We start from the raw sequence: 11,564 nt of genomic DNA on the forward strand, positions 1-11,564 counted from the left end.
CCTGGCGGGGCGCCGTCCGTCCGGAGAGGATGGGCTGCGCCGCCGCTGCCAGTGAAGTTGCGGGATTCAGCGGAGAGTCTGCGACAATGGGACTCTGCGTCCCGCCAGTGCGCAGCTGTCCGCCCGCCTGGCGTCTGTGATTGAAAGGCCAGGAATGTCGATACTGCGTCGCGGGGACCGGGGAGGTTCGGTCACCGAGATTCGGGCGGCGCTGACCGCCCTGGGACTGCTGGACAGTCCCGACGCGGATCTCACCACCGGCAGGCACGTCGCTCTCGATCTCTTCGACGACGATCTCGACCAGGCCGTGCGGGCCTTCCAGCAGCAGCGTGGACTGCTCGTCGACGGCATGGTCGGTGAGGCCACCTATCGAGCGCTCAAAGAAGCCTCGTACCGGCTGGGAGCGCGCACACTGTCGCACCAGTTCGGTGCCCCGATGTACGGCGACGACGTCGCCACCCTGCAGGCACGGTTGCAGGATCTCGGTTTCTACACCGGTCTCGTCGATGGTCATTTCGGCTTGCAGACCCACAACGGCCTGATGTCCTACCAGCGCGAGTACGGCATGTTCCCGGACGGCATCTGCGGTCCGGAGACGTTGCGCTCCCTGTACTTCCTGGGTTCGCGGGTCACCGGCGGCTCACCGCACGCGATCCGCGAAGAGGAACTCGTGCGGCGCAGCGGCCCCCGCCTGACCGGAAAACGGATCATCATCGATCCGGGCCGCGGCGGCGAAGATCGCGGGCTGATCATGACCAGCCGGTCCGGCCTGGTCAGTGAAGCCGATGTCTTGTGGGATCTCGCCAGCCGCCTGGAAGGCCGTATGACGGCCATCGGCATGGACACGTTCCTGTCCCGCCCTGTCAGTGGCAGCCCGACCGACGCCGAACGCGCCTCGACCGCCAACGCCGTGGGCGCCGATCTGATGATCAGCCTGCGCTGCGCCAGCCTGCCCAGCCCGGCGGCCAACGGCGTCGCGTCCTTCTACTTCGGTAACTCGCACGGTTCGGTGTCCACCATCGGCCGCAACCTCGCCGACTTCATCCAGCGGGAAGTCGTGGCGCGCAGCGGTTTCCGCGACTGCCGGACCCACGGCCGCACCTGGGACCTGCTGCGGCTCACCCGGATGCCCACCGTGCAGGTCGACATCGGCTATGTCAGCAGCCCGCAGGACCGCGAACTGCTGACCTCTCCCGGTTCCCGCGACTCCATCGCCGAGGGCATCCTGGCCGCGGTGAAGCGGTTGTACCTGCTGGGCAAGAACGACCGTCCCACAGGCACTTTCACCTTCGCCGAGCTGCTCGCCCACGAGATGTCGGTGGAGCAGGCCGGCCAGGCCGGCGCTTAATTTCTGTCTTTCCGCCGCGGGGGTGAGGTAAGCGCGCGGAAATCGCGTGTGCGGGGTGCTGAGTGCTCGGCGCGGGCGCCTCGGTGCGAAGCCTGGTTGAATCAGTCGCTATGAATCGCAACGCTGCGGTTCTCGTGACAGGCATGTCCGGGGTGGGCAAGTCGACGGCGCTGGCCGGGCTGGCTCAGCGGGGTTACCCCACCGTTGATACCGACGACGAACCGTGGACCGAAGTCATCGGGGACGAGCCGCTTTGGCGAGAGCCGCTGATCGACGGGCTGCTGAAGCAACCGCGAACACAGCCCTTGTTCGTTCAAGGCACGGTCGCCAACCAATGGCGCTTCTACGACCGGTTCGACGCGGTCGTACTCCTCACCGCCCCAACCGAAGTCGTATTGGAGCGGGTGCAGCGTCGGACCAACAATCCGTTCGGCAAGTCCGCAGAGGAGCGGGCCCGGATCCTGGCCGACATCGAAGAGATCGAGCCGCTGTTGCGGCGGTTGGCCACTCACGAGATCGACACGACCCAGCCGCTCGTGGAAGTCATCGACGCCCTGGCCCGTATCGCCGAGACGGCAGTCGACCACCGTGCGGTCACTCCAGCCGACCCACGTCCTGTGAACAGCCCACCGCCCTCGGACCACGCCGCGTCGAACTCCTTCTCCCCCATGGCCTCCCGCGGGGCTGCCACTGACGCCTCATAGCTCCGCGTGGTGAACCGGGAGCGGATGGCACCCGACTCGGTCTCCGGATCGACTCACCGGCTCCGTGGAGCCCGCTGCTTCCCGGTGTCGCCGGACGACGGCACCAGGAATGTGAAGATCTCCGGGACCCGGCCGCAAGCTTCGACGGCCAGAGCAAGCGCGCTGTCAGCGTCACGTGACGCTTGGCCCGGTTGGTCCTGGGCCATCGCCACACGGAGCCTGGTGATACCCGCGACCTTCAAATGCCGGCCCACATTCTTCGGCACCCCGTCGTCGGCCAGCCGCCCGCGCGGCCGCGAGATTACCGCCGCTGAGTTCGGCTTCGGCCGTCCGCGCGTACGTGACCGCCGCGGCGAGGTGGACGCCGAGATAACGTTCGGCCGCCGAGCCGGCCTCCCACGTCGTCATCACCTCTCCCAGGGCGAGGGCAACGGCCATACCTTGGTGCACCCACAGTCCGGATCGGATCATGCGCCGCCTAGGCTTCCGCGACAGCTACCCGGACGTCCGCCCCCGCAGTAAGCAACTCGCCCTGCATCGGCTGTACCCACGCGAGAGTGTCCTGCCGTTCTCGCGTGCCGCGCCGGCTCCCCTGCCGGCCGACCGGGCGCGTCGAGCACGGTGGCCACCGCCCCGTAGTGGTCGCCGTGCCTCGGCCGGCACAGCGTCGGCTGCCTCCGACCCCCCCGAGCAGGCTCAGCTGATCGAGGGCCCGGCGCCGACCCGCGACATCCGCCGCCCGACCGCACGGGGGCGTCCGGATCGAAGCCCCGAGGAACACCACCAGCCGGCGGAAGAGGACACGCTCCCGCTCAGTGACAATGGCATGCGACCAATCCACGCAAGCGGGCAATGTCTGCTGTCGCCGGACCGCCGTCGCGAACTTCCCGTGAGCGACCGGAGACGGGTCGTGCAGGCTGTCCAGGATCGTGGGCAGTGATAGCGCCCGCACCCCGGCCGCCGCGAAATTCGATCGCCAGTCGCATACCGTCGCGCCGGTGACAGATCTGGGACACCGCTGCGGCGTTATCCGCGGTGACGACAAAGTCGGCGCGCGAATCGCGCACGGTTGGCGAACACCTCGACGGCCCATCGGCTCCCGTCAGGGCGACGAGGTGGTGGACCCCGAGCACCTGGCATAGGTTCGTCATCTCGGGCCGATGGCTGACGAACTTCGTCAGCCGCACGGGCAGTCCTGTGCGGCGACGCAGTTTGGCGTCCGCGACAGACTGTGCGCGCACGCGACCGCGTCCGACGCAATTCCTCGGATGTGACGAAGCTGTTGCCCTCCCCCTGTTCGACGCGGCGGACCCGGAGTGAGTGGCCAGTGCGGCTGACACGGTGTCATCGCGGCGAGCGGTAGCAGCGGGCCAAATCAACGGGCCGTGTCTCCCACAGCCGCGCCGAGCCTTCCGCCTCAGCCAGAGGCATCGTCACGGCTCCGGTCGGGCATCTCGAGCTCACACCCACGTGGCTGCAGTCAGCCGGTCCACACGGTCCGCTCATGCCCGACAGCATGCGGACTCAGCGGGGCGCAGCGCCAGCGCAGCCGCGCGTCGTTTCCACTGCCGAGTCTGGCGGTGCAACGACGTTTCACGTGGAACCGCCGCTATCCCCTGCGCGGGGCGAACCTCGCTACAGCGTCCGTGATCGCAGCCGCCATCGCGGGGCTGCCCGTGTGGCCTGAGTCCTCGATGATCCGGAGGTCGGCATCGGGCCATGCCTCCGCCAGTTCCCATGCCGTCCGTACGGGTGCGGAGAGATCGAGACGACCGTGGATGAGCACGCCCGGGATTCCGCGGAGCCGGTGGGCATCGCGCAACAGTTGGCCATCTTCGAGCCACGCCGCACGGGCGAAGTAGTGGGTGCAGATCCGGACGAAGGCCATCCGCGCGGCATCGATCTTCGCCGAGTATTGACCGGGCTTCCCCACCGACTCGTGGGCGATTGCAGCGTCCTCCCACGCACACCAATCGTGCGCGGCCCGCTCCCTTACCGCGGCATCGGGATGCTCCAACAGCTGCCGGTAGACCTCGACGAGATTGCCGTCCCGGTGCTTTGCGGGCACGCCGTTCCGGAACCGCTCCCACTCGACCGGACGGACCAGCCGTAGCCCGCGGTACAGCCAGTCGACCTCCTGCGGACGCGTCATCGTCACGCCGATCAGGACGATGCCCAGCACCCGATTCGGGTACCGCTGTGCGTAGGCGAGGATCAACGTCGAGGCCCAGGAGCCGCCGTAGAGCAGCCACTGCTCGACGCCGAGATGGCATCGCAACATCTCCATGTCGGCCAGCAGATGCTCTGTCGTGTTGCATGACATGTCGGTCGACGGATCGGCCGCACTCGGCAGGCTGTCCCCGCACCCGCGCTGATCGAACTGCACCACGTAGAACAGCTCGGGGTCGAATTGCTTGTGTGCAGTGCGGGAGCGGCCGGCTCCCGGCCCACCGTGGACGATGAGCACCGGCCGGCCGGCGGGATTGCCCCGGGTCTCCCAGTACATCTTGTTGCCGTCACCGACATCGAGCAGCCCGGAATCGTCCGGTTTCAACGGCATCTCCCCCACGGCCGCGAGCGTACGGGACCATCGCTGTTTCACGTGGAACCAACCGATCGGAGGCCGCCCACTGCGCGGCGCTTACGCACTCAGCGCTGCGGCGTCCATAACACCGCACTGGGGACGGCCCCGACGGGCTGCTGCAGCTGCGCGCTGTCGAGGAGTCGCTCCAGGGCGGCCTCGACGTCTGCCTTCCAGCCGAGTCCCTGCTCCAGCTCCAGCCGGAGCCGAGGGAAGTACGGGTGCGGCGCGATGATCTCGAAGCCGTTGTCCTGAAGGAAGTCGGCATCGATGACGCACTGCTCGACGCTGCACTCCCCGAACGCCTCCACCGTCGCCGCGAGCTCTGCCGGGCAGGTGTGGAGCCCACCGAGTTGCGCCACCTCTGTCGTGCGGCCGAATGCCTCCAGTGCGCGTACACCACGTCGAACCAGATCGGTCACAACGGCAGCAATGAGATGGCGTCGCAGCGCCTCCCCTTCCTCGCTGGAATCGACACCGATGGAGGTCAGCAGTACCGCGTCGGGACTGACCGGCCCGGTCGGAAAGCGTCCCGCTCGCGGTACTGCGCGCGGCGGCGCGTAGAACGCGTAGCCGAGACACGGCGCATCGTCGTTGGGGTCCTCGGCGCGGTCTGGGTCGCAGCCGACGGCCAACTGTCCGCACGATCCCCACTCGAGCATGACCATCGACAGCCATGCTTCCTTTTCGAACTCGGGGTCGCTGAGATGGTCACTATCACCGAGGGTCGACGGATCGACTTCCCAGAACACACAACGCCGCGCATGCTTCGGCAACCGCTCGAAGGACTCGAGGCGCAGCGGCGTGATTCGTGATGTCACCAGACTCCCGTCGTAAGCCGGATCGGATCAGGCTGCCTCTTCAGGATAAAAGAACCCGGCGCCGTCGACCCGGTTTGTTCAGCCGGGATCGACGGGCACCGAACGTTGAAGTGTTCCACGTGAAACATCGCCGTCCCTTCCCCGTCCCGCCCGCCAAAAACGTCACCGTCACAGTGACGTAACGGGCACTGGTGGCTGGTCGTGCCGTCACAACCCTGAAAACTGGCCGGTTAGCTCTGTTCGGCCTTCATCAGTTCGACGATGCGTTGAAGGTCGTCGACCGAGCCGAACTCGACGACGATCTTGCCTTTACGCTTGCCCAGGCTCACGGTGACCTTCGTGTCGAAGGCGGTCGACAGTTGCTCGGCAACGTCCTGCAGTCCGGGCATCTGAATCGGCTTACGCTTCGGGGTCGGGGTCGGCTTGTCACCGTCGCGGTTGGCGAGAGTGACGGCTTCTTCCGTCGCGCGAACCGACAGTCCTTCGGCCACGATGCGGGCGGCGAGCTCTTCCTGCTTCTCCGCTCCCCCTTCGAGTGCGAGCAGCGCACGGGCGTGGCCGGCCGACAGCACGCCGGCGGCGACGCGCCGCTGTACCACGATGGGCAGCTTCAGCAGACGAATCATGTTGGTGATCACCGGACGTGACCGACCGATCCGTGTCGCGAGTTCCTCGTGGGTGACGTCGAACTCCTCCAGCAGCTGCTGGTAGGCCGACGCCTCTTCGAGTGGGTTGAGCTGGACCCGGTGGATGTTCTCGAGCAGCGCATCGCGCAGCATGTTGTCGTCGGCGGTCTCCCGGACGATCGCCGGGATGACCGTCAGACCGGCCTCCTGGGAAGCGCGCCACCGGCGTTCGCCCATGATCAGCTGGTAGCGATGCGGCCCGGACGGCTCGCTGAGCTCGCGCACCACGATGGGCTGCATGAGACCGAACTCGCGGATCGAGTGCACCAGCTCGGCGAGCGCGTCACCGTCGAAGACGCTGCGCGGCTGTCGCGGGTTCGGCTGGATCGCAGTCGGCTCGATCTCGCGGTACACCGCGCCGATGGCCTCGGCTTCCGCCTTGGCGGCCGCAGCTGACTCTGCAGCCGCCGCCCCGTTGACCGGTGCGGTCGGACCGCCGCCGATCAGCACGTCGGCAGCCGCGGACCCCATCCGCAGCGAGGTGTCCTGCTGCCCGTCCTCGGGTGCACCGGTCGGGATGAGCGCCGCCAGCCCCCGACCGAGTCCGCTGCGCTTCTTCGGCTGCGACATCGTTACTTCCTCACTCCCGGCTCGCCGCGTTGGGCGAGTTCACGGCTGGCATCCAAATAGCTCATTGCTCCACGTGATCCCGGGTCGTAATCCAGGATCGTCATGCCGTACCCCGGCGCCTCGGAAACCTTGACGCTGCGTGGGATGACGGTCCGCAAAACCTTATCGCCAAAGTGGTCGCGAACATCCATCGCGACCTGGTCGGCGAGTTTGGTGCGGCCGTCGTACATGGTGAGGACCACGGTGGTGACGTCGAGCTGGGGGTTGAGGTGCGCCTTGACCATCTCGATATTGCGCAGCAGCTGGCCCACCCCCTCCAGTGCGTAGTACTCGCACTGGATCGGGATGAGCACCTCAGGCGCTGCCACGAGAGCGTTGATGGTCAGCAGACCAAGCGACGGCGGGCAGTCGATGAAGACGTAATCGAAGTTGTGGTCCTTGAGCGTGGCAAGCGCATTCCGCAGCCGGGTTTCACGTGCCACCATGCTGACCAACTCGATCTCGGCACCGGCCAGGTCGATGGTCGCCGGCACGCAGTACAAACGCTCGTTGTGCGGACTGCGCTGCAGGGCGCTCTCGAGCGTGATCTCGCCGATCAGCACCTCATACGACGACGCGGTACCCGGCCGGTGCTCGATGCCCAGCGCGGTGCTGGCGTTGCCCTGAGGGTCCAGATCGATGACCAGAACGTTCAGTCCCTGCAGCGCCAGCGCCGCAGCCATATTGACCGCGGTGGTGGTCTTGCCGACGCCGCCCTTCTGGTTGGCGATGGTGAACACTCGCTGGTGCTGCGGGTGTGGCAGTTGCTGTCCCTTGGCTCCGTGAATTATCTGCACCGCGCGTTCGGCTTCCGCCCCGATCGGCGTATCCATCGTCACGCTTGTCGTCCACGTTTCACGTGAAACATCTGCTTTCTCGTCGCTGTGCTCGCCCCTGGCATCGCTCACTGCCTTTCCTGATGTGGCGGCCGGGTCGGCCGCTTCCGAAGCCCGGGACACATTGCCCTCCCCGGCCGACGATCTCATCGCCGGTTCTTGACCGGTCGACCGGTCGCCCCGCGCCCGGCTCCGCGCTTGGCCACGACCACGGTTGCCGGCGGAGCCAAATAGTTCACGCCACATTTCACCACCCTTACGTCCACAGCACCGAGTGAGTTGAGTGCCCGACGGTGTTCGACGACCTCGTCGGCCGCCCGCTCCCCCTTGAGGGCCAGCATTCGGCCGTCGACTTTCAGGAGCGGCAGGCTCCACTTGGCCAACTTGTCGAGGGCCGCCACCGCCCGGGAGGTGACGACGTCCAACTCCCCCGCCTCGGCTCGGACGGTCCGCTCCTCGGCTCGGCCGCGGATCACAGTCACGTCGATACCGAGCTCGGCGACCACTCCGCGAAGGAAGTCTGCGCGGCGTAGCAGCGGCTCGATCAGAACCACGTGAACATCGGGCCGAGCGAGCGCCAGCGGGATACCGGGAAGACCGGCTCCACTGCCGATATCGCCGATTCGTTCACCGCTGCAGACCAACTCACCTATAGCGGCGCAATTCATCACGTGACGGTCCCACAACCGGCTGACCTCTGACGGTCCGATCAGCCCACGTTCAATCCCGTCGCCGGCAAGGATTTGCGCGTAGCGCTGCGCCAGTTCGGCGCGGTCGCCAAAAACATCGACGGCGGCGGCCGGTGGGGACGGAGCTTCACCATGTTTCACGTGAAACAGCCTCCGTTTTCCCCGCCAGCTCGCCGCCGACGAACAACATCGATGTAATTAAGGTGCTCAATCGAGCAGAACAACCACCCGGCGAGACGGCTCGACGCCCTCGCTCTCGCTGTGGACGCCGTCCACGGCCGCCACGGCGTCGTGCACGATCTTGCGCTCGAAGGGCGTCATCGGCGACAGCTCTTCGCGCTCGCCCGATGCCAGCACCCGCTCAGCCACCTTCTTGCCCAGTGCGGCCAGTTCGTCACGACGCTGCCGGCGCCACCGAGCGATGTCCAGCATCAGCCGGCTACGCTCGCCGGTCTTCTGGTGCACGGCCAACCGCGTCAGTTCCTGGAGCGCGTCCAGCACCTCACCCTTGCGACCCACCAGCTTGCTCAGATCGTCGCCGCCGTCGATGCTGACGATCGCGCGGTCGCCCTCGACGTCCAGATCGATGTCACCATCGAAGTCCAGCAGATCGAGGAGCTCCTCCAGGTAGTCCCCGGCGATCTCGCCTTCGGCAACCAGACGCTCTTCCAGATCGTCGCCCTTGCTTGCCGGAGCGGCCGCAGCCGTCGTCGGGGCCTCTGGAGTTTCCGTCGCCTCCGCCTGCGTTTCTGTGTCTGTCATATCCCTGCCTTCTCCCTCTTGCACCGGCCGTCGCTCAGGGTCTTTACCCTCTGGCCGGTCAACGCTTCTTCTTGTTGGGCTTGGCACCCGGGGCCGGCTTCGCCCCTGCAGAACCCGAATCCGTCGTGTCCGCGGACTCTGCGCCGGTCTCATCGACGTCGGTATCTGTAGTCACCGCCGCGGCCGGCGGATTGCCCTTCTTGGACCTGTTCGGCTTCACACCGGGCGCAGGAGCATTGGCCGAACGGCGTGCGATCGCCTGTTCCTTCTCCTCGGCCTCACGCTTCTCAATCCGGTTGAACACCACATGCTGCTGACCATAGGTCCAGATGTTGTTGGCGACCCAGTACATGAGAATGGCGATTGGCAGGAACGGCCCGGACACCACGACGCCCAACGGGAACACGTACAGCGCCAGCTTGTTCATCAGCTGGGTCTGCGGGTTCTGCTGGGCTTCGACGCTCTGCCGGGCCACCGAGGCGCGGCTGTTCATGTGGGTGGCGATGCCAGAGATGATCATCAGCGGAATGCCGACCAGGATTACCGACATGCGGTCGAAGTGGGCGAACGCTTTCAGGCTCTCACCGTGCTGAATCATGGTGGCGCCCAACGGAGCACCGAACAGGTCTGTGTTCAGGAAGTGGCTGACGTCGGTGGCGCTGAAGAAATAGTTGCCCGTCGTCCGGTTCTGTTCGAGGGACAGTGCCTGGGCACCGATGCCCATGCCGGCACCGTCAGTGCGGTTGAACGACCGCAGAACGTGGAACAGGCCAAGGAACACCGGAATCTGGGCCAGCATCGGCAGACAGCCCAGGAGAGGGTTGAAACCGTGCTCGCTCTGCAGCTTCTGCATCTCGAGGGCCAGCCGCTGGCGGTCCTTGCCGTACTTCTTCTGCAGTTCCTTGATCTGGGGCTGCAGTTCCTGCATCTGCCGGGTGGTCTCGATCTGACGGACGAACGGCTTGTACAGGAGGGCGCGCAGGCTGAACACCAGGAACATCACCGACAGGCCCCACGCGAAGAAGTTCTCCGTACCGAAGAGGGCGCCGAAGAGCTTGTACCAGAGCCACATGATGCCCGACACCGGGTAATAGATGTAGTCCAGACTGAACCAGTTAAAAGACAAGCGAATCGCTCCTTGACTGCGCGGCGGTTGCCGCGGACCGTCTTTCGGGAATGGGGTCCCATCCCCCGTGATGCCACGGACCACACTTGGCCAGCCGGATTGTCGTCAACCAACAACCGCGGAGAAGTCCATGTTCGGTCAATGCCTCGACGGCGTACTCACTACAGGTGGGGCTGAACCGGCAGCTGGGCAGACGCATCGGAGACACCATGTTGCGGTACAGCTCGATGAGAAAGATCAGCCCGCGGGCCAGCCGCGCGGTCATGGCCGGGATCCGGATTTGGCGTGGGCGCGCTGCACGGCCAACCGCAGTTCGTCCTGCAGCTTCGAGGTGGTTGCGCCGCGACTACCGGGCAGGGCCCTGATCACCAGCAGCTCGCCGGACCGTAACTCGGGCAGCAAGTCGCGACTGGCGTGACGGAGCTGCCTGGACACACGATGTCGCTGGACGGCATTGCCAACAGATTTGCCAACGACGAGACCGACCTTCGGCGCATCGTGGGCGTCTGAGCCAGCATCGGCGGCGGATCCCGGGGCCAATGAATGCACCACAAGATCCCGCTGTGCCGAACGGACACCGCGGTTCACGGTGACTCGAAAGTCAATCGAGCGCGTCATCCGGTTACGAGCCGGAAGCACGGTGCTTCGATCCTGCGTCAGGTCACGCAGTAAGAGAGCGACGGCCCTTGCCGCGACGAGCCGCAACGATGGCGCGACCGGCACGGGTCCGCATCCGCAGACGGAAACCGTGCACACGGGCCCGACGACGGTTGTTCGGCTGGAAAGTCCGCTTGCCCTTGGCCACGGCTGTATCTCCTCAACTATGTGACGCCCGTACTCACCACCGACATGAACGAGTCATGCCGGTGGGCACGGTCGTCGCTGGTAAGCTCGCGCATCTTGCTTGCTAGCCGGCGCGGTACCGGTCAGATACCGGTCGCAGCCGTATCGCCACGTGGGGGCGACTGTTCGAGGGTACTGATCTGAAATCCCACGGTCAAACCTCGCTCCTCCTCGTCAGCAACCGTTACCCGTTCGAGCGAGAAGCGAAGCCGGATCGCGCTTGCGCTCGTCACAGTTGTCCCACTCGCCACGTGGCAAGCCGACACGCCCAAGAACCTCGGAGCAATGTTGCCGAACGGTTGGCGGACGAACGGAAAACTTGTTAGCTTCTGCCAATGCCGTTGCACGACGGCGCAAGACAACAAGCCAGAGAGGTCCCGACGCTACGAGCCCACAGACGTTCCTGTGACGAGCCTCAGCGCGCGGGCCTCCTGCATGCAAAACACGAGCACGACGGCATTCTCCTACTTTGTCCACAGTCTGTGGATAACTATGTGGACAGATTGTCGTCGTTTTATTGAGCCGCCGGTCAGAGGCGGTTCCGAGGGGGTAGTAGTCG

General features: G+C 65.9%; 12 protein-coding genes and 1 pseudogene. 3 read left to right on the forward strand and 10 right to left on the reverse strand.

Annotated features, from left to right (window positions below):
- Window positions 1-154 precede the first annotated feature (154 nt).
- The 3 genes and pseudogenes from ACX12F_RS29210 (at window position 155) to ACX12F_RS29220 (ending at window position 3,194) form a co-directional block, all read left to right on the forward strand.
- Window positions 155-1,348 (forward strand): N-acetylmuramoyl-L-alanine amidase, encoded by a 1,194-nt coding sequence (locus ACX12F_RS29210; RefSeq protein WP_459367693.1) that lies wholly within the window; start codon window positions 155-157, stop codon window positions 1,346-1,348.
- A gap of 110 nt (window positions 1,349-1,458) precedes the next feature.
- A pseudogene (locus ACX12F_RS29215) lies at window positions 1,459-1,911 on the forward strand (AAA family ATPase); the annotation flags it as partial.
- 1,139 nt (window positions 1,912-3,050) lie between these two features.
- Window positions 3,051-3,194: a hypothetical protein gene (locus ACX12F_RS29220; protein ID WP_459367694.1), complete on the forward strand. Its 144-nt coding sequence runs from the start codon at window positions 3,051-3,053 to the stop codon at window positions 3,192-3,194.
- Between the two features lie 467 nt (window positions 3,195-3,661).
- Here ACX12F_RS29220 and pip read toward each other — a convergent pair whose 3' ends face one another.
- The 10 genes from pip to rpmH all read right to left on the reverse strand — a co-directional run bounded on the left by pip (window position 3,662) and on the right by rpmH (window position 10,967).
- Complete coding sequence (pip, locus tag ACX12F_RS29225; RefSeq protein WP_459370555.1) at window positions 3,662-4,612, reverse strand: prolyl aminopeptidase; 951 nt, start codon at window positions 4,610-4,612, stop codon at window positions 3,662-3,664.
- 89 nt (window positions 4,613-4,701) lie between these two features.
- Complete coding sequence (locus ACX12F_RS29230) at window positions 4,702-5,454, reverse strand: acetyltransferase (protein WP_459367695.1); 753 nt, start codon at window positions 5,452-5,454, stop codon at window positions 4,702-4,704.
- A 230-nt stretch (window positions 5,455-5,684) separates the two neighbouring features.
- Window positions 5,685-6,710 carry a ParB/RepB/Spo0J family partition protein gene (locus ACX12F_RS29235; protein WP_459367696.1) on the reverse strand — a complete coding sequence of 342 codons (1,026 nt, stop codon included), beginning with the start codon at window positions 6,708-6,710 and terminating at the stop codon, window positions 5,685-5,687.
- A gap of 2 nt (window positions 6,711-6,712) precedes the next feature.
- A complete protein-coding gene (locus tag ACX12F_RS29240; RefSeq protein WP_459370556.1) occupies window positions 6,713-7,582 on the reverse strand; it encodes a ParA family protein in 870 nt (289 codons plus the stop codon).
- Between the two features lie 149 nt (window positions 7,583-7,731).
- Window positions 7,732-8,415: a 16S rRNA (guanine(527)-N(7))-methyltransferase RsmG gene (gene rsmG, locus ACX12F_RS29245; RefSeq protein ID WP_459367697.1), complete on the reverse strand. Its 684-nt coding sequence runs from the start codon at window positions 8,413-8,415 to the stop codon at window positions 7,732-7,734.
- A 66-nt stretch (window positions 8,416-8,481) separates the two neighbouring features.
- Window positions 8,482-9,036 carry a Jag family protein gene (locus ACX12F_RS29250; protein ID WP_459367698.1) on the reverse strand — a complete coding sequence of 185 codons (555 nt, stop codon included), beginning with the start codon at window positions 9,034-9,036 and terminating at the stop codon, window positions 8,482-8,484.
- Window positions 9,037-9,094: 58 nt separating this feature from the next.
- Window positions 9,095-10,108, reverse strand: coding sequence for a membrane protein insertase YidC (gene yidC, locus ACX12F_RS29255; RefSeq protein WP_459370557.1), 1,014 nt, complete (start codon window positions 10,106-10,108; stop codon window positions 9,095-9,097).
- 43 nt (window positions 10,109-10,151) lie between these two features.
- On the reverse strand, window positions 10,152-10,427 hold the full coding sequence (gene yidD, locus ACX12F_RS29260; RefSeq protein WP_459367699.1) for a membrane protein insertion efficiency factor YidD: 276 nt from the start codon (window positions 10,425-10,427) through the stop codon (window positions 10,152-10,154).
- The gene (gene rnpA, locus ACX12F_RS29265) at window positions 10,424-10,801 is read right to left on the reverse strand and encodes a ribonuclease P protein component (protein WP_459370558.1); all 378 of its coding nucleotides are present in this window, start codon (window positions 10,799-10,801) and stop codon (window positions 10,424-10,426) included. Before rnpA ends, yidD begins: the two co-directional genes overlap by 4 nt.
- Window positions 10,802-10,823: 22 nt before the next feature.
- A complete protein-coding gene (rpmH, locus tag ACX12F_RS29270; protein WP_162460742.1) occupies window positions 10,824-10,967 on the reverse strand; it encodes a 50S ribosomal protein L34 in 144 nt (47 codons plus the stop codon).
- Window positions 10,968-11,564: the final 597 nt, after the last annotated feature.

Source organism: Mycolicibacterium sp. HS_4_1, assembly GCF_054515875.1.

Coding starts and splice junctions, on each gene's coding strand:
- yidD (WP_459367699.1), bottom strand. CDS start 10,427: ATGACCGCGCGGCTGGCCCGCGGGCTGATCTTTCTCATCGAGCTGTAC.
- ACX12F_RS29235 (WP_459367696.1), bottom strand. CDS start 6,710: ATGTCGCAGCCGAAGAAGCGCAGCGGACTCGGTCGGGGGCTGGCGGCG.
- pip (WP_459370555.1), bottom strand. CDS start 4,612: ATGCCGTTGAAACCGGACGATTCCGGGCTGCTCGATGTCGGTGACGGC.
- ACX12F_RS29240 (WP_459370556.1), bottom strand. CDS start 7,582: ATGGATACGCCGATCGGGGCGGAAGCCGAACGCGCGGTGCAGATAATT.
- yidC (WP_459370557.1), bottom strand. CDS start 10,108: ATGTGGCTCTGGTACAAGCTCTTCGGCGCCCTCTTCGGTACGGAGAAC.
- ACX12F_RS29210 (WP_459367693.1), top strand. CDS start 155: ATGTCGATACTGCGTCGCGGGGACCGGGGAGGTTCGGTCACCGAGATT.
- ACX12F_RS29250 (WP_459367698.1), bottom strand. CDS start 9,036: ATGACAGACACAGAAACGCAGGCGGAGGCGACGGAAACTCCAGAGGCC.